At 67.3% G+C, this 16,417-nt stretch carries 15 protein-coding genes; 7 read left to right on the plus strand and 8 right to left on the minus strand.

Features of this window, described 5'->3' with window-relative positions; all coding sequences use genetic code 11:
* Nucleotides 1–83: 83 nt before the first annotated feature.
* From CK625_RS07455 to CK625_RS07475, 5 genes are all read right to left on the minus strand, one after another.
* Nucleotides 84–1,403 carry an ABC transporter substrate-binding protein gene (locus CK625_RS07455; RefSeq protein ID WP_095539644.1) on the minus strand — a complete coding sequence of 440 codons (1,320 nt, stop codon included), beginning with the start codon at nt 1,401–1,403 and terminating at the stop codon, nt 84–86.
* Between the two features lie 73 nt (nt 1,404–1,476).
* Entirely contained in the window at nt 1,477–2,556 is a 1,080-nt protein-coding gene (locus CK625_RS07460) for a branched-chain amino acid ABC transporter permease (RefSeq protein ID WP_095539645.1), read from the minus strand.
* Between the two features lie 27 nt (nt 2,557–2,583).
* Nucleotides 2,584–3,513, minus strand: a complete 930-nt coding sequence (locus tag CK625_RS07465; RefSeq protein ID WP_095539646.1) for a branched-chain amino acid ABC transporter permease — start codon at nt 3,511–3,513, stop codon at nt 2,584–2,586.
* Nucleotides 3,514–3,546: 33 nt separating this feature from the next.
* The gene (locus CK625_RS07470; RefSeq protein ID WP_095539647.1) at nt 3,547–4,332 is read right to left on the minus strand and encodes an ABC transporter ATP-binding protein; all 786 of its coding nucleotides are present in this window, start codon (nt 4,330–4,332) and stop codon (nt 3,547–3,549) included.
* 2 nt (nt 4,333–4,334) lie between these two features.
* On the minus strand, nt 4,335–6,269 hold the full coding sequence (locus CK625_RS07475; protein ID WP_095539648.1) for an AMP-dependent synthetase/ligase: 1,935 nt from the start codon (nt 6,267–6,269) through the stop codon (nt 4,335–4,337).
* Between the two features lie 232 nt (nt 6,270–6,501).
* Here CK625_RS07475 and CK625_RS07480 point away from each other — a divergent pair, with 232 nt between their 5' ends.
* The 4 genes from CK625_RS07480 (at nt 6,502) to xerD (ending at nt 10,485) form a co-directional block, all read left to right on the plus strand.
* Nucleotides 6,502–7,224, plus strand: a complete 723-nt coding sequence (locus tag CK625_RS07480; RefSeq protein WP_095539720.1) for a Crp/Fnr family transcriptional regulator — start codon at nt 6,502–6,504, stop codon at nt 7,222–7,224.
* An 84-nt stretch (nt 7,225–7,308) separates the two neighbouring features.
* Nucleotides 7,309–8,316: a tripartite tricarboxylate transporter substrate binding protein BugE gene (locus CK625_RS07485; protein ID WP_095539649.1), complete on the plus strand. Its 1,008-nt coding sequence runs from the start codon at nt 7,309–7,311 to the stop codon at nt 8,314–8,316.
* A gap of 337 nt (nt 8,317–8,653) precedes the next feature.
* Nucleotides 8,654–9,568 carry a tripartite tricarboxylate transporter substrate-binding protein gene (locus tag CK625_RS07495; RefSeq protein WP_238945567.1) on the plus strand — a complete coding sequence of 305 codons (915 nt, stop codon included), beginning with the start codon at nt 8,654–8,656 and terminating at the stop codon, nt 9,566–9,568.
* Nucleotides 9,565–10,485 (plus strand): site-specific tyrosine recombinase XerD, encoded by a 921-nt coding sequence (gene xerD, locus CK625_RS07500; protein ID WP_095539652.1) that lies wholly within the window; start codon nt 9,565–9,567, stop codon nt 10,483–10,485. Before CK625_RS07495 ends, xerD begins: the two co-directional genes overlap by 4 nt.
* A 40-nt stretch (nt 10,486–10,525) precedes the next feature.
* Here the strand turns inward: xerD and CK625_RS07505 are convergent, their stop codons facing one another.
* The 3 genes from CK625_RS07505 to CK625_RS07515 all read right to left on the minus strand — a co-directional run bounded on the left by CK625_RS07505 (nt 10,526) and on the right by CK625_RS07515 (nt 12,972).
* Complete coding sequence (locus CK625_RS07505; protein ID WP_095539653.1) at nt 10,526–11,620, minus strand: DUF3014 domain-containing protein; 1,095 nt, start codon at nt 11,618–11,620, stop codon at nt 10,526–10,528.
* Between the two features lie 94 nt (nt 11,621–11,714).
* The gene (locus CK625_RS07510) at nt 11,715–12,650 is read right to left on the minus strand and encodes a segregation and condensation protein A (protein ID WP_095539721.1); all 936 of its coding nucleotides are present in this window, start codon (nt 12,648–12,650) and stop codon (nt 11,715–11,717) included.
* A 64-nt stretch (nt 12,651–12,714) separates the two neighbouring features.
* Complete coding sequence (locus tag CK625_RS07515) at nt 12,715–12,972, minus strand: DUF3460 family protein (protein ID WP_095539654.1); 258 nt, start codon at nt 12,970–12,972, stop codon at nt 12,715–12,717.
* Nucleotides 12,973–13,052: 80 nt separating this feature from the next.
* Between CK625_RS07515 and CK625_RS07520 the strand changes: the two genes are divergently transcribed.
* The 3 genes from CK625_RS07520 to CK625_RS07530 all read left to right on the plus strand — a co-directional run bounded on the left by CK625_RS07520 (nt 13,053) and on the right by CK625_RS07530 (nt 16,415).
* Nucleotides 13,053–13,580: an outer membrane protein assembly factor BamE gene (locus tag CK625_RS07520; RefSeq protein WP_238945557.1), complete on the plus strand. Its 528-nt coding sequence runs from the start codon at nt 13,053–13,055 to the stop codon at nt 13,578–13,580.
* Between the two features lie 399 nt (nt 13,581–13,979).
* Nucleotides 13,980–14,738, plus strand: a complete 759-nt coding sequence (locus CK625_RS07525; protein WP_095539655.1) for a 3-hydroxyacyl-CoA dehydrogenase — start codon at nt 13,980–13,982, stop codon at nt 14,736–14,738.
* Between the two features lie 369 nt (nt 14,739–15,107).
* Nucleotides 15,108–16,415: a hemolysin family protein gene (locus CK625_RS07530; protein ID WP_095539656.1), complete on the plus strand. Its 1,308-nt coding sequence runs from the start codon at nt 15,108–15,110 to the stop codon at nt 16,413–16,415.
* The last annotated feature ends 2 nt before the right edge of the window (nt 16,416–16,417 follow it).

The raw sequence follows: 16,417 nt of genomic DNA on the forward strand, positions 1-16,417 counted from the left end.
CGCAGCGGCGGGGCGATGCGTGCCAGCGGCTGGGCAGGCGGCGCGGCTTCTCAGCAGCGCCCACTGCCAGCCATCAGGCCCGCTCAGCTGCAGTCGGATTCAGGGCGCACGGGCACCTTCTTCTCGTCGGCATAGCGCTTGGCGGTGGCGTCCACCAGCGGCTTGATGCGGGCCTCGTCGGCCTGGATCCAGTCGGTGGTGTAGCCCCAGGCCTTGCCGTCCCAGGTGTGGATGCGCGCCTGCATGTTGCCCATGTGGTCCTTGCAGCTGGTCTTGATCGGGCTGAGCACGCCCTTGAAGCCCAGCGCGTCGAGCTTGTCCTGCGTCAGGTTCAGGTTTTCCAGGCCCCAGCGCACTTGATCGCCGGTCATGACCTTGCCCGAGCCGAATTTCTCCTGTGCGGCGCGGATGCCTTCCACGCCGATCATGGCGCTGAACACGCCGCGCAGGTACAGCACGTCGCCCACTTCCTCTTTCGGGCCGGTGCCCTGGCCCTTGTCGTGCAGCGTGGCCAGGATTTCCTTGACGATGGGCGAGTTCTTGTCGGCCGAGTGCATCAGCGTCACGGCGTTGTAGCCCTTGGCGCCTGCGCCCACGTCCTTCACATCAGGCTCGGCGCCGGCCCACCACACGCCGTACATCTTCTCGCGCGGATAGCCAGTGGCCTGGGCTTCCTTCAGCGCGGTGGAGTTCATCACGCCCCAGCCCCACAACAGCACGTAGTCGGGGCGGTCGCGGCGCACCTGCAGCCAGGTGGACTTTTGCTCCACGCCCGGCGCGGTCACGGGCAGCATCTGCAGCGTAAAGCCCTGCTGCTTGGCCATTTCCTGCAGCAGCGGGATGGGCTCCTTGCCAAACGGGCTGTCGTGGTAGACCAGCGCGATCTTCTTGCCCTTGAGCTTGTCCATGCCGCCTTCCTTGTCGGCAATGGCCTTCATGATGACGTCAGCGGCCACCCAGTAAGTGCCGCCCAGCGGGAAGTTCCACTTGAACACCATGCCGTCCTGGCTTTCGCTGCGGCCATAGCCGGTGGTGATCAGCGGCACCTGGTCCACGGGGGCCTTCTCGGTCAGCGCGAAGGTCGCGCCGGTGGACCAGGGGTGCACCAGCGCGGCGCCGCCGCCCTTGGTTTTCAGGCGCTCATAGCACTCCACGCTGCGCGCCGTGTCGTAGCCGGTCTCGCACTCTTCGAAGGCGATCTTCACGCCGTTGACGCCGCCCTTGGCGTTGATGTACTTGTAGTAATCGACCATGCCGTTGGCGATCGGCGTGCCGTTGGCGGCGTAGGCGCCGGTGCGGTAGGTCAGCACCGGAATGAACTGCTCCTGCGCCATGGCGGCAGGCGCGGCCAGGGACGCGGCCACGGCAACCGCAGCGGTGATCAGGTTCAGGGAACGTTTCATGGTTGTCTCCTTTGAGGGGGGTGGAAAGAGTCGGGCGGGGCGCAGGCAGCGCCCGCCCAGGCAGCGCCAGGCATCAGTGCGGGAAGGGCCAGACGCGCAGTTTTTGCTTGGCCGTGGACCAGAGCTTGGCCAGGCCGTGCGGCTCGACGATGAGGAACCACACGATCAGCGCGCCGAAGATCATCAGCTCGGCGTGCGAGACCGCGGTGGTGGAGAACTCCACACCCACCAGGCCCGCCAGCACCGGCAGGATGCGCGTGAGCGCAATGGGCAGCACCACGATGAAGGCCGCGCCGAAGAAGCTGCCCATGATGGAGCCCATGCCGCCGATGATGACCATGAACAGCAGCTTGAGCGACATGGCCTCCAGCGAGAACGCCGCCGGCTCCCAGGCGCCCAGGTAGATGAAGGCCCACAGCGCGCCGGCCAGGCCGACGATGAAGCTGCTGACGGCAAAGGCGCTGAGCTTGGCGTACAGCGGGCGGATGCCGATCACGCTGGCGGCCACGTCCATGTCGCGGATGGCCATCCACTCGCGCCCCGTGGCGCTGCGCACCAGGTTCTTGGCCAGCATGGCCACGATGACCAGCACCACCAGGCAGAACAGGTACTTGGCCACGGGCGAATCCAGCGGCATGCCCAGCACCTTCAGGTTGGACACCGACACCGAGCCCGAGGGCGAATCCATGGTGAACCAGGTCACGCGCAGGAACATCCAGTCGGCAAAGAACTGCGCCGCCAGCGTGGCCACGGCCAGGTACAGCCCCTTGACGCGCAGGCTGGGCAGGCCAAACAGCACGCCAAACACCATGGCGGCAATGCCCCCGATGATCAGCGCCACCACCAGCGGCATGCCGGGAATGCGCATGTAGGCGTTGTAGGCCGCATATGCGCCCATGGCCATGAAGGCGCCCGAGCCCAGCGAGATCTGGCCGCAGTAGCCCACCAGGATGTTCACCCCCAGCGCCGCCAGCGACATGATGACGAAAGGCAGCAAGATGGACAGGAACAGGTAGTCACTGGCCAGCAGCGGCACGCCGATGAAGGCAAAGGCCAGGATCAGGCCGATGGCGATGCGATCCTGCCGGATCGGGAAGATCTGCTGATCGGCCCGGTAGCTGGTCTTGAACTGACCGTTTTCTCTGTAGAACATGCTTTATGACTCCTTGGATCCTGTGTGTCACACACGGTCGATGATCTTCTCGCCGAACAAGCCCTGCGGCCTGAACAGCAGGAACACCAGCGCCAGCACATAGGCGAACCAGATCTCGATGCCGCCGCCCACGTAGGGGCCCAGGTACACCTCGGAGAGCTTCTCGCCCACGCCGATGATCAGCCCGCCGATGATGGCGCCGGGCACCGAGGTCAAGCCCCCCAGGATCACCACCGGCAGCGCGCGCAGCGCCACCGTGGCCAGCGAGAACTGCACGCCCAGCTTGCTGCCCCAGATCATGCCGGCCACCAGGGCCACCATGCCGGCCACCGTCCAGACGATGACCCAGATGCGCGAGAGCGGAATGCCGATCGATTGCGCCGCCTGGTGGTCGTCGGCCACGGCGCGCAGCGCGCGGCCCGTGCCGGTTTTCTGGAAGAACAGCGTCAGCAGCGCCACCAGCGCAGCGGCAATCAGCGCGGCGATCAGGTCTTCCTTGTTGACCAGCACGCCGCCTTCGAACATGGACTCCAGCACGAACACCGGATCCTTGGGCATGCCGATGTGGATGGAATAGATCTCGCTGCCGAAGATGGTCTGGCCCACGCCCTCCAGAAAGTAGGTGATGCCCAGCGTGGCCATCAGCAGCGTGGCGCCTTCCTGGTTGACCAGGTGGCGCAGCACCAGGCGCTCGATGAACCAGGCCACCACGAACATGATCAGCGCGGCGATCACGAATGCGCCGATGTTGGCAAACCAGGGGTTGTCGATGCCCGTCCACTTGGGCAGCCACTCGGAAAAGCGCGCCATCGCCAGCGCGGCAAACAGCACCATCGCGCCCTGCGCGAAGTTGAACACGCCGCTGGCCTTGAAGATGAGCACAAAGCCCAGCGCCACCAGCGAATACAGCATGCCCGTCATCAGGCCGCCGAACAGGGTCTCAAGAAAAAATGCCATGATGGGTCTCCTTCGATTTCCTGCAGCCCCTGCTCAGTGCGACGTGCCCAGGTAGGCGCGGATCACGTCTTCGTTGTGCACGACTTCCGAAGGCGGGCCATCGCCGATCTTCTTGCCGTAATCAAGCACCACCACGCGGTCGGAGATGTCCATCACCACGCCCATGTCGTGCTCGATCAGCACGATGGTGGTGCCGAACTCCTCGTTCACGTCGATGATGAAGCGGCTCATGTCCTGCTTCTCTTCCAGGTTCATGCCGGCCATGGGCTCATCGAGCAGCAGCACCTGCGGCTCCATGGCCAGCGCGCGGCCCAGGTCCACGCGCTTTTGCAGGCCGTAGGGCAGCTGGCCCACGGGCGTCTTGCGGTAGGCCTGGATTTCCAGAAAGTCGATGATGTGCTCGACGAACTCGCGATGGCGGATCTCCTCGCGCTCGGCCGGGCCCCAGCGCAGCGCCTGCAAGAAGATGTTGCTTTTGATCTTCAGGTTGCGCCCGCTCATGATGTTGTCGATCACGCTCATGCCCTTGAACAGCGCCAGGTTCTGGAAGGTGCGCGCCACGCCCATCTCCGCCACCTGACGGCTGTTCATGTGGCTGAAGGTCTGGCCGCGGAAGGTGATGGAGCCCTCGCTGGGCGTGTACACGCCGTTGATGCAGTTGAGCATCGAGCTCTTGCCCGCGCCGTTGGGGCCGATGATGGAGCGGATCTCGTGCTCGCGCACATCGAAGCTGATGTCGGTCAGCGCCTTGACGCCGCCAAAGCGCAGGCTGATGTTCTTGATGTCCAGGATGACATCGCCGATTTTTCTGCTGCTCATGCTCAGGCCGCCTTTCTTGCCGCAGGGTAGGTTTTCGCCTCGAGGATCTGCAAGGTGGCGCTGACGCTGCCGGTGCGCCCGTCCTCGAACTTCACCTGGGTTTCAATGAACTGTTCCTTCTTGCCGCCGTACAGCGCGTCGATCAGCACGGCGTACTTCTCGGCCACGAAGTTGCGGCGAATCTTGCGCGTGCGCGTGAGCTCGTCGTCGTCCGGGTCCAGCTCCTTGTGCAGCACCAGAAAGCGCGTGACCTGCGTGGCCTCCATGCCCTCCTCGCTGGCCAGCTCCTGGTTCACCTTGGAGACGCACTCGGCAATCATCTCCAGCACCGGCTGCTTGCCCGCCAGGTCCACATAGCCGCCGTAGGGCAGGTTGCGCTTCTCGGCCCAGTTGCCCACGGCCTCGTAGTCGATGTTGATGAAGGCGCAGACCTCGTCGCGGTTGTGGCCAAAGCACACCGCCTCCTTGACCTGCGGGAAGAACTTGAGCTTGTTCTCGATGTAATTGGGCGCAAACATCGCGCCGCCGTTGAGCTTGCCCACGTCCTTGGCGCGGTCGATGATGCGCAGATGCCCCTCGGAGTCGAGCACGCCGGCGTCACCGGTGAGGAAGTAGCCCTCCTCGTTGATGACCTCGGCCGTGGCGTCCGGGCGCTTGTAGTACTCCTTGAGCACCGACACGCCCTTGACCAGCACCTCGCCGTTGTCGGCGATCTTCAACTCGATGCCCGGCGCCGCCTGGCCCACGCTGTTGAGCTTGACGTGGCCGTTCTTCTGGATGCAGACATAGGCGCAGGTCTCGGTCTGGCCGTAGAGCTGCTTGAGGTTCACGCCGATGGAGCGGAAGAACTTGAACAGCTCCGGCCCGATGGCCGCGCCGGCCGTGTAGGCCACGCGGATGCGCGAAAAACCCATCACATTGCGCAGCGGCCCATAGACGAAGAAGTTGCCCAGCGCGTACTTGAGGCGATCGAGCCCGCCCACGCTCTTGCCGTCCAGGATGTCGGCGCCCACGCGCTGCGCCACGCCCATGGCCTTGGCGTACATCCAGCGCTTGAGCGGCGAGGCATCCTCCATGCGGATCGAGACATTGGTCAGCAGCCCCTCGAACACGCGCGGCGGCGCAAAGTAATACGTCGGGCCGATCTCCTGCAGGTCGATCTGCACCGTCGCCGAGGACTCGGGGCAGTTGATCGTAAAGCCCGCCACCAGCCACTGCGCGATCGAGAACAGGTGATCGCCCACCCAGGCCGGCGGCAGGTAGGAGATCACGTTGTCGTCCTTGTTCAGCCCATCGACCTGCACCCCGCCCTGCGCGGCCGTGGCAAAGGAGCGGTGCGTCTGGCACACGCCCTTGGGCTTGCCCGTCGTGCCCGAGGTGTAGAGGATCACCGAAACATCATCGGGCTGGCCGGCCTGCACCTGCTGCTCGAACGCGCCTGGATGCTGCTGATCCCACTGGCGGCCCATCTCCAGCAATTGCTCGACGCTGACCAGGCAATCTTGCTGGTAGCTGCGCATGCCGCGCGGGTCGTCATACACGATGTACTGCAGCTGCGGGAAGGTCTCGCGGATCTCCAGCAGCTTGTCCACCTGCTCCTGGTCCTCGGCAAAGACTACGTGCACCTCGGCATCGGCCACGACATAGGCCATCTCCGAGGCCACCGCATCCTGGTACATCGGCACCGGCACCGCGCGCAGGCACTGCGCGGCCAGGAAGCTCATGTACGCATAGGGCCGGTTGCCCGACACCAGCGCCAGATTGCGCCCTTGGCTCAAGCCCAGCGCCGCAAAGCCGCAGGCCAGGTGGCGCACGTCGCGCGCCACCTCGCGCCAGCTCCAGGTCTGCCAAATGCCGTATTCCTTTTCCCGGATTGCCGGATCCTCGGGCCGTTGCTGGGCGTGCTGAAGCAGCAGCCGGGGAAATGTCGTCTCCATGTCCTGTGCCTTTCTCTGCAAGAACGGGTCTTTCAAGCGCCTGCACCACCTCACCGGCCCTGGGCGCAGGCTGCGCCAGCGGGCGCGCCGCCAGCCGGCCGGGATGAATGCAGGGCGGCATGATAGCCAGCACTTTGACGCTTTTCTGTCCTTTCAAAGACAATTCTGGGTAAACCCTAGGCAGGTGTTTCCCTGGTTTTTCCAGCGTGCAACTGCCCCTATGTTTCGCAGCATGAGAAGCCCCGCCCCAGAACGCCGCCTGCCCGCCGTCGTGCAGCAACGTCGCGCACCCACCGAGGACGAGCTCGCCGCCATCCCCTGGCTGGAGCGCCTCAAGCCCCAGGACCGGCGCTTTGCCGAAAAAGCCATCGAAGTGGGCCAGATCCCGCAGGGCGACTACATCTGCATTGCCGGCAAGCCCGTGCGCTACTGGCTGGGCGTGGTCGATGGCCTGTTCAAGATGAGCAACCACCGCATCGACGGCACCACCATCAGCTACGCCGGCATCCCCAAGAGCTGCTGGTTCGGCGAGGGCACGGCCCTCAAGCGCGAGCCCTACCGCTACAACATCCAGGCGCTGCGCAAAAGCACCATCGCCGCGCTGCCACTGGAGGCCTTCCACACCCTGCTGGATCGCTCCATCGAATTCAACCGCGTCATCATGGGCCAGCTCAACGAGCGCGTGGGCCAGTTCATCGCCGGGCGCGAGATGGACCGCCTCTCCAACCCCGACGCGCGCGTGGCGCGCTCACTGGCGGCGCTGGTCAACCCCGTGCTGGCCCCCAACGCCGACCGCAGCCTGCGCATCACCCAGCAAGAGCTGGCCTATCTGATTGGCCTATCGCGCCAGCGCGTGAACATGGCGCTGGTGCGGCTGCAGGCCCAGGGCCTGGTACAGCTCGAATACGGCGGCCTGCAAGTGCTCGAGCCCGCCACGCTGGCGCAGTACGAATAGCCCGGCGCGCCCGCAATCCATGCCATGATGGCCCGCGCCGCTGATGCCGGCCATCACCCATCCAACGAACCGAGGAGACACGCCATGCGCATTTCACGCCGCCACTTCAACCGCCGCTTCAGCCACTATGGCACGGCTGCCGCCATCGCCCTGGGCCTGGGCCTGGGCAGCAGCAGCGCGCTGGCGCAGTCGGACTACCCCAGCAAGCCGGTGCGCATCCTGGTGCCGTTTGCCGCCGGCGGCACGACCGACATCATTGCCCGCGCCATTGCCGAGCCGCTGGGCAAGCAGCTCGGGCAGGCCGTAGTGGTCGAGAACAAAGGCGGCGGCGGCGGCACCATCGGCGCGAGCGAGGCGGCGCGCGCCCCGGCCGATGGCTATTTGCTGAGCATTGCCACGGTGTCCACCACCGCATCCAATCCGGCCATCAACCCGAAGGTGGCCTACAACCCGCTGACCGATTTCACCCCCATCATCAACATCGCCGCCACGCCCAACATCATCGCGGTGCATCCCTCATTTCCGGCCAAGAGTTATGAGGAGTTCGTCAAGGCCGTGCAGGCCAAGCCCGATGGCTATGCCTATGCCTCATCGGGCACGGGCGGCATTGCCCACCTGCAGATGGAGCTGTTCAAGACCTTGACCAGCCTGTCCATGCAGCACATTCCCTACCGCGGCTCGGGCCCGGCGCTGGCCGATGTGGTGGCCGGCCAGGTGCCGATCCTGTTTGACAACCTGCCCTCGTCGATGCCCTTCATCACCAGCGAGCGGCTGCGCCCGCTGGCCATTGCCGCGCCCGAGCGCATTGCCGCGCTGCCGCAGGTGCCCACCTTCAAGGAGCTGGGCCTGGAGCCGGCCAACCGCATGGCCTATTACGGCATCGTCGGCCCCAAGGGCCTGCCCGCGCCCATCGTGCAGAAAATCCACGCCGCCACCGCCCAGGTGCTGCAAGACCCCACCGTGCGCAAGCGCATCGAGGACACGGGCGCGCAAATCGTCGCGAACAGCCCCGAGGAGTTTGCCGCGCAGATCAAGGCCGAGTACCAGGTCTATGTCGACGTGGTCAAGAAACAGAAGCTGACGCTGGAGTGAACGGCCACCGCGCCCACAGCAACCACAGCAACCACAGCAACCACAGCAACCACAGCAACCACAGCAACCACAGCGGCCGCGCTGCCCGATGCCGGCGCCGGGCAGCGGCTGCGCCGCGGCAAAGCTGGGTATATTCGGGCGCAATGCGCGCACCGCATGGGTGCGCGCCATCTTCTTGCCCGCCCCCTGCCGCCACGGCGCTGGGGCGTGGCCGCCTTCTTCCACCGGAACCCAACAGGAAACGATCTTCATGACGCTGTCCCGCCGCTGCTTCACCCGCCAGCTTGCCTCTGCGCTGGCTTGCTGCTGCACCCTGGGCCTGGGCGCTGGCCAGGCCATGGCCGAGCAGGCCGAATACCCCGTGCAGCCCATCGAGCTGCTGGTGCCCTTTGCCGCAGGCGGCACGACCGACATCATCGCCCGCGCCATTGCCGAGCCGCTGAGCAAGGCGCTGGGCCAGCCGGTGCAGGTGAGCAACGTCGATGGCGAAGGCGGCATCCTGGGCGCGCGGCAGGCCGCCCGCGCCGCGGCCGATGGTTATCGACTGAGCATCGCCACGGTGTCCACCACCGCCTCCAACCCGGCCATCAACCCCAAGGCGGGCTACCACCCGCTGACCGACTTCAGCCCCATCATCAACATCGCCGCCACGCCCAATTTGCTGTCGGTGCACCCGTCCTTCCCGGCCAAGAGCTATGCGGAGTTCGTCAAGGCCGTGCAGGCCAAGCCCGATGGCTACCGCTATGCCTCCTCGGGCACGGGCGGCATCGGCCATTTGCAGATGGAGCTGCTGCAATCGCTCAGCAGCCTGGCGCTGCAGCACGCCCCCTACGGCGGCGCCGGCCCGGCGCTCAACAGCGTGGTCACGGGCGAGGTGCCCATCCTGTTTGACAACCTGCCCTCCTCGCTGTTTTCCGTCACCAGCGGCAAGCTGCGCCCGCTGGCCATTGCCGCGCCCGAGCGCATTGCCGCGCTGCCGCAGGTGCCCACCTTCAAGGAGCTGGGCCTGGAGCCGGCCAACCGCATGGCCTATTACGGCATCGTCGGCCCAAAGGGCTTGCCCGCGCCCATCGTGCAGAAAATCCACGCCGCCACCGCCCAGGTGCTGCAAGACCCCACCGTGCGCAAGCGCATCGAGGACACGGGCGCGCAAATCGTCGCGGCCAGCCCCGAGGAGTTTGCCGCGCAGATCAAGGCCGAGTTCGAGGTCTATGAGGAGTTGGTCAAGCAGCGCAATCTGACGCTGCAATGAACGCCGGGCCGCACGGCGCAGCGCCCGACGACCAGGCGCTGATCGAGCGCTTTGCCGACAGCCTGTGGCTGCACGATGGCCTGTCGCACAACACGCTGTACGCCTACCGCAAGGACCTGGAGCTGTTTGCCGCCTGGCTGGCGCGCCAGCGCCCACCCGTGGCGCTGCAATCCGCCGGCGAGGCGCACATCCAGGGCTACTTCGGCGCCCAGCACGCCGGCACCCGGCCCAGCACGGCCAACCGCCGGCTCACGGTCTTCAAACGCTTTTTCCGCTGGCTGCTGCGCGAGGGCCTGCGCAGCGACGACCCCACGGCGCGCGTGCTGGCTGCGCGCCAGGGCCTGCGCATCCCCAAGAGCATGAGCGAGGCCCAGGTCGATGCCCTGCTGGCCGCGCCCGACACCGGCACGCCGCTGGGCCTGCGCGACAAGGCCATGCTGGAGCTGATGTACGCCAGCGGCCTGCGCGTGAGCGAGCTGGTGGCCCTCAAGACCCACCAGCTGCGCATGGCCGAGGCCGTCGTGCACATCAGCGGCAAGGGCGGCAAGGAGCGCCTGGTGCCCTTTGGCGCCGTGGCCCAGCAATGGCTGCAGCGCTACGCGCAGCAGGCGCGCGCGGCCATCCTGGGCGGCCAGCTCAGTGAGGACTTCTTCGTCACCGCGCGCGGCCAGGGCATGGGGCGGGCCATGTTCTGGGTGCTGGTGAAAAAGTACGCGCAGCAGGCCCAGATCACGCAGCCGCTGTCGCCGCACACGCTGCGCCACGCCTTTGCCACGCACCTGCTCAACCACGGCGCCGACCTGCGCGCCGTGCAAATGCTGCTGGGCCACAGCGACATCTCCACCACCACCATCTACACCCACGTGGCGCGCGAGCGCCTCAAGCAACTGCACGCCAGGCACCACCCGCGCGGTTGAATGCGCGCTTGAATGCCACGCTGCTGCGGCGCAGCGAATGTCACTGGTCGCGCGGCGCTGCATCCTCCGGGCCGGCGGCGGGGGCCTTGGCGGCAATCTCGGCGCGCAGGGCGCGCAACTTGGCCTTGACCAGGCGCGCATGCTGCGGGCCGATGCGCACCAGGATTTTCTGCCCGGCCGACAGGGCTTCGAGCTGCGCATCCTCGAACTCATAGCGCACCCAGGGCTGCAGCGAAGGCACCTGCCCACGCACCGGCATCAGGCGCACGCGCGGCGCCTGTGGCTCCGGGGCCTGCAGCAAGTGGTCGATGACGGCCACCAGCCGGTCATTGAAGTACGCCTGCGGATAGCCCAGCTCCTCATAGGCCTGCTGGAACAGCGGGTAGTGCTGGCGGTAGCTGCGCGCCAGCTCGGCCGCGTCCAGCCTTTGCAGCAGCGCCACGGCGGGGCCATAGCGGGCGTTGTTGGCCTGGGCGATGGCCGTGCCGCCCTCGGCGGCCAGCTCCTGCACCGTGAAGCGCTCGCCCGTGGGGTGCACCGGCCAGAGCATGGCCGAGGCGCGCGGCCGGCTGAGGTTGTCCACCGTGGCCACGAAGCGGCGCACGAAGCGGTCGCTGCGCACCAGCGCCTGCGCGGGCTGCGGCCCGGCCAGTGCCGCCAGCACGCCGGCCATGGCCGCGTCCGAGGCGTCCAGCGCGGGCAACGCAGCGCGGGCCTGGGCGAGGGCCTGGGCGTCTGCGCCTTCCTGCCCCGGCACCGACCAGGGCGCGATGGGATGGCGCGGCGCGGCCGGCGCGGCATCCAATGCATGCCCCAGCGCAGCGGCGCCATCGGCCCCGCCCGCCTGTGGCGCGCTGGCCTGGGCATCGCCCGCACTGTCGGGGGGCGCAGCCGCAGGCTGGGCCGGCTCAGCCGGGCGCTCGTCATCGCGCAGTTGCTGCGTCCACTGCCGGGCCTGCTGCGCGCCCTGCTCCAGGCTGCGGCGCACCGGCTCGGGCAGCGCCCCGGGCGTGCGCCAGGCCCACCACAACGTCGCGGCGGCCAGCAGCAACAGCGCCAGCGCGGCCCAGCCCCAGGGGAAGCGGCGGCGCGCCGCATGGATGCGGTCAGCGCCCGCGCGGACTCGTTGGCTCATGGCAAATCTCCCAAAGTATGTTCACCAGCTCGGTGCGGGCTGGGTTCGTGAGCAGGCTCTTATGAGCTTTGCGCCCGTGCGAAGTTCATCGCCTTCACATGGGCTCTGCTGCGGCAGCGGCCTGCTCGCCTTCCGCGCCCTCTGCGCCCTCTGCGCCCTCCTGGGGCTCGGCGGGCTCGTGCTGGCGCGCCAGCACGTAGATGGGGGCAAAGGCTTCGGCCTGCACAACTTCGATCAGGGTTTCCTTGGCCAGCTCCAGCAGCGCGATGAAGGTCACCACCAGCACGGGCACGCCCAGCTCGGGGCGGAACAAGGCCTCGAACGGCACGTAGGGCTTGCCCTGCAGATCGCGCAATACATGGCTCATGTATTCGCGCACGCTGAGTTTTTCGCGCGTGATGGTGTGGTGCGCCACCAGCTTGCTGCGCCGCACGATGGCCAGCCAGGCGCGGCGCAAATCTTCGGGCTCGACATGCGGCAGCACGGGCGCGAGCTCCAGGTCGAAATGCGCCTGCGTGGGCCAGAAGTCGCGCCCCTGCTGGGGCAGGGCATCGAGCGCGCGCGCGGCCAGCTTGGTTTTCTCGTATTCGAGCAGGCGCTGCACCAGCTTGGCGCGCGGGTCGGGCTCGTCCTCCTCCTGGGCGGCGGGCGGGCGCGGCAGCAGCATGCGCGATTTGATCTCGATCAGCATGGCCGCCATCAGCAGGTATTCGGCCGCCAGCTCCAGGTTGCGGCTGCGGATTTCCTGCACATAGCCCATGTACTGCTGGGTCAGCGGCCCCATGGGGATGTCGAGGATGTTGAAGTTCTGCCGCCGGATCAGGTACAGCAGCAAGTCCAGCGGCCCCTCGAAGGCCTCAAGAAAGATTTCCAGCGCATCGGGCGGGATGTAGAGGTCGGCGGGCAGCTCGAACAGCGGCTCGCCGTACAGGCGCGCCAGCGCCTCTCCCTGGTGCAGCTGGTGCGGCTGGGGCAGCGCCCCGTCTGGCGCGGGCGCATCAGCGGCGGGCGGCGCGGCAGCGGCCTCCATCACCGGCTCGGGGTTGCCGTTCACGCGGATTCAACCACCAGCGGGCGCGCAGCCTGCGCCCGCCTCAGCCCTGGCTGCCGGGGCCGGGCTGCTCTTCGGCAGCGGCCGGCTCGGCGTGATCGGAGTTCGTCTGGTAGACGTAGGGCTTTTGCGCCACCTGGCCAGCGCGGAACTGAGCCCACAGGCGCGGGTTGACGTCCTTGTCCCATAGCAGCTCGCGCCCGGCCTGCTGCTGCGCATCCAGATAGGGGCGCTCGGCCTTGAGCTGGTCGAGAAAACGGGTGGCGTCGGACTCGTAGTGGGGGCGTTGGAAGATTGACATAGACTTGGCTTGGCGGGGCAGACACAAGTTGCCGATTCTACGCCGCCCACCTTTGCCTTTGCCTTTCACTCTCTTTCGCCATGGCCCATTCCTTGCGCATCCTCCCCGCGCTGCGGCGCACGCTGCTGCTGGCCGCCCTGCCGCTGCTGCTGCAGGCCTGTGACCCCATCGCCCTGGACAAGCTCTCCATCGGCCAATCCACCGAGGCCGACGTGCGCGACGCCATGGGCGCGCCGCACCAGGTCTGGCACGAGGCCGACGGCAGCCGCACGCTGGAGTACAACCGCCAGCCCGCCGGCCACGTCAACTACATGCTGGTGATCGGCCCGGATGGGCGGCTGCAGGCCATCCGCCAGGTGCTCACCGCGCAGGAGTTCGCCAAGGTGCGCCCGGGCATGCACTACGACCAGGTGCGCCGCCTGCTGGGCAAGCCCGCCAAGGACGTCTGGTACCCGCTGCAGCAGGAGCACCACGTGGACTGGCGCTATCTGCAGGACGCCACCACCAAGGGCATGTTCACCGTCGTGCTCGACGCCCAGCGCGTGGTGCAGCGCGCCCACACCGGGCCGGACATGGACGAGGAATACCGCTCGGGCGGGCGGCGCTGAGCCCGGCACTGCCGCCTTGCCCACACCCCGAAAGGCGCGCCAACCGCTTGATTTACATGGCGTTTACCTGGTAGTCCACAAAATCTGTGGATAACTTTGTGGAAAAGCCCTGGGCAGCCGCAGCCAATGCTTGTCATTGCGTGCACGGCACTGGGTCGCACAAAAATTCAGCAAGCGCCAAAAAATCGAAAATATCATTTCAAATCAATTGCTTGCAGGCCAATATTGAAAACATGCGCTTTGCCCGCCATCGCCCACGGGCGCGGCGCAGCGGCCCACTTGACAGGCCCTGGCAATGTGCATAACTGCCTGCAGCGCGCCCTGGGGCCGCGCCTCGTGCGAAGGCGCTGCCACAGCTTCTACAATCGCCGCGCTAGATTCACCACCACAGGAGACCTCATGAAAATCCAAGGCAATGCATTCATCGTCACCGGCGGCGCCTCCGGCCTGGGCGAAGGCACGGCGCGCATGCTCGCCGAGCAGGGCGGCAAGGTCGTGATCGCCGACCTGCAGGTCGAGCGCGGCGAGGCCGTGGCCAAAGAAATCGGCGCGGTGTTCGTCAAGACCGACGTCACCAACGAGGCCGATGGCCAGGCCGCCGTGGCCGCAGCGCAAAAGCTGGGCAAGCTCTCTGGCCTGGTCAACTGCGCAGGCATCGCGCCGGCGCAGAAAACCGTGGGCAAGAAAGGCGCGCACGATCTGGCCACCTTCAGCAAGGTGGTGCAGATCAACCTGGTGGGCAGCTTCAACATGATCCGCCTGGCCGCTGCCGCCATGGTCGGCAACGAGCCCGAGGCCACCGGCGAGCGCGGCGTGCTGATCTCCACAGCCAGCGTGGCCGCCTACGACGGCCAGATCGGCCAGGCCGCCTACAGCGCCTCCAAGGGCGGCGTGGTGGGCATGACGCTGCCCATCGCCCGCGATCTGGCCCGCGATGGCATCCGCAACATGACCATTGCCCCCGGCATCTTCGGCACGCCCATGCTGTTTGGCATGCCCCAGGAGGTGCAGGACGCGCTGGCCGCCAGCGTGCCCTTCCCCAGCCGCCTGGGCACGCCGCAGGACTACGCCAAGCTGGCGCGCCACATCATCGAGAACGACATGCTCAACGGCGAGGTCATCCGCCTGGACGGCGCCATCCGTCTGGCACCCAAGTGAGGCCTCAGCAGTGAGCATCCGGGGCGCACGCAGAGCGCAGCGCCCCGCACGCCCGCTGCTTGCCATCGCACGCCACAGCCATGGCGGCCTGCCGCCGCGCCAGCCGGTTTCGGCTGGCGCGGCGGTTTGCGTTACGATACGTTGCTTCTCAACTTCCCGCCACGCCCCGGTGCGTGGTGCGGCCTGCAGGCCTGGGCCAGGCCCTGCACCTGCCCGCACCCGCGCCACAAGGCGTGGCGATTGCCTGATGGAACCTCCCAGTTGCCGCTGGCACATGCAGCCAGCCCGCACCGCCGCCTTCGCGCCCCTGCCCCCGCCCAGCCGCCGCACCCACGGCGCGGTTGAGCCCGCCCTGTACGGAGGCCCGGCATGGCGGTGCTGATTCTCGTGGGCCTGGTGGTGCTCAATGGCATGTTCGCCATGTCCGAGATCGCGCTGGTCACGGCGCGGCGCGCGCGCCTGCAGGCCATGGCCGACGAGGGCGACACCGGCGCGGCCCTGGCGCTCAAGCTCGGCCAGGACCCGACGCGCTTTCTCTCGGCCATCCAGATCGGCATCACCTCCATCGGCCTGCTCAACGGCATCGTCGGCGAGGCCGTGCTGGCCGCGCCGCTGGCGGCCTGGCTGGGCGCGCTGGGCATGCCCGCCACCACGGCCAGCATCGTCGCCACGGTGGTGGTCATCATCGGCGTGACCTACATCTCCATCGTCGTGGGCGAGCTGGTGCCCAAGCGCCTGGGGCAGATCGCGCCCGAATCGGTGGCGCGCATCGTGGCCTTCCCGATCCACTGGCTGGCGCTGCTGACGCGCCCCTTCGTCTGGCTGCTGGCCTTTTCCACCAACGCCTCGCTCAAGCTGCTGGGCGCGCGCCAGGCGGGCGATGACGGCGTGACCGCCGAGGAAATCCGCGCCGTGCTGGCCGAGGGCTCGCAGTCCGGCGTCATCGACCAGAGCGAGCACGACATCGTGCGCAATGTCTTTCGCCTCGACGACCGCGAGGTCGGCTCGCTGATGACGCCGCGCACGGACATCGTCTTCATCGACCTGCAGGCCTCGGACGAGGAAAACCTGCGCCGCATCACCGAATCCGGGCACACGCGCTTTCCGGTCTGCAACGGCGGGCTGGACCAAATCCTGGGCTACATCCACGCCAAGCAGGTACTGGCGCGCGTGACCAGCGGCCAGGGCCCGGACTTCGCGCGCGACCTGCACACCAGCCTGTACGTGCCCGAGACCCTGACCGGCATGGCCCTGCTGGAGCAGTTTCGCGCCAACAGCCTGCAAATGGCCTTCGTCGTCGATGAATACGGCGAGACCGGCGGCATCGTCACCTTGCAGGACGTGACCGAGGCCCTGACCGGCGAGTTCACCACGCGCAACGCCGACGACGCCTGGGCGCGCCAGCTCGGCGATGATGTCTGGTCGCTGTACGGCACCATCCCCAACGTGGAGCTCAAGGACCGCCTGGGCCTGAGCAGCGTGCCCGAGGAAGAGCGCGGCCACTACCACACCCTCAGCGGCATGTTCATGCTGCTGCTCGAGCGCATCCCCCAGGTGGGCGACACCATCGAATGGCAGGGCTGGCGCTTCGAGGTCGTGCAAATGGACGGCAAGATGGTCGAGCGCGTCACCGCCACGCGCCTGCCGCCCGGGCCGCCCCCTGCTGCGGCCAGCTGAAG

Source organism: Vandammella animalimorsus (assembly GCF_002285265.1).
Classification (GTDB): Bacteria; Pseudomonadota; Gammaproteobacteria; order Burkholderiales; family Burkholderiaceae_C; genus Lampropedia.

Excerpts from the sequence above, each read along its gene's own strand:
- CK625_RS07480 (WP_095539720.1), top strand. The coding sequence starts at position 6,502 with ATGAGAAGCCCCGCCCCAGAACGCCGCCTGCCCGCCGTCGTGCAGCAA.
- CK625_RS07465 (WP_095539646.1), bottom strand. The coding sequence starts at position 3,513 with ATGGCATTTTTTCTTGAGACCCTGTTCGGCGGCCTGATGACGGGCATG.
- CK625_RS07520 (WP_238945557.1), top strand. The coding sequence starts at position 13,053 with ATGGCCCATTCCTTGCGCATCCTCCCCGCGCTGCGGCGCACGCTGCTG.
- CK625_RS07475 (WP_095539648.1), bottom strand. The coding sequence starts at position 6,269 with ATGGAGACGACATTTCCCCGGCTGCTGCTTCAGCACGCCCAGCAACGG.
- xerD (WP_095539652.1), top strand. The coding sequence starts at position 9,565 with ATGAACGCCGGGCCGCACGGCGCAGCGCCCGACGACCAGGCGCTGATC.
- CK625_RS07455 (WP_095539644.1), bottom strand. The coding sequence starts at position 1,403 with ATGAAACGTTCCCTGAACCTGATCACCGCTGCGGTTGCCGTGGCCGCG.
- CK625_RS07525 (WP_095539655.1), top strand. The coding sequence starts at position 13,980 with ATGAAAATCCAAGGCAATGCATTCATCGTCACCGGCGGCGCCTCCGGC.
- CK625_RS07470 (WP_095539647.1), bottom strand. The coding sequence starts at position 4,332 with ATGAGCAGCAGAAAAATCGGCGATGTCATCCTGGACATCAAGAACATC.
- CK625_RS07515 (WP_095539654.1), bottom strand. The coding sequence starts at position 12,972 with ATGTCAATCTTCCAACGCCCCCACTACGAGTCCGACGCCACCCGTTTT.
- CK625_RS07485 (WP_095539649.1), top strand. The coding sequence starts at position 7,309 with ATGCGCATTTCACGCCGCCACTTCAACCGCCGCTTCAGCCACTATGGC.
- CK625_RS07510 (WP_095539721.1), bottom strand. The coding sequence starts at position 12,650 with ATGGAGGCCGCTGCCGCGCCGCCCGCCGCTGATGCGCCCGCGCCAGAC.
- CK625_RS07460 (WP_095539645.1), bottom strand. The coding sequence starts at position 2,556 with ATGTTCTACAGAGAAAACGGTCAGTTCAAGACCAGCTACCGGGCCGAT.
- CK625_RS07495 (WP_238945567.1), top strand. The coding sequence starts at position 8,654 with ATGGCCGAGCAGGCCGAATACCCCGTGCAGCCCATCGAGCTGCTGGTG.
- CK625_RS07530 (WP_095539656.1), top strand. The coding sequence starts at position 15,108 with ATGGCGGTGCTGATTCTCGTGGGCCTGGTGGTGCTCAATGGCATGTTC.
- CK625_RS07505 (WP_095539653.1), bottom strand. The coding sequence starts at position 11,620 with ATGAGCCAACGAGTCCGCGCGGGCGCTGACCGCATCCATGCGGCGCGC.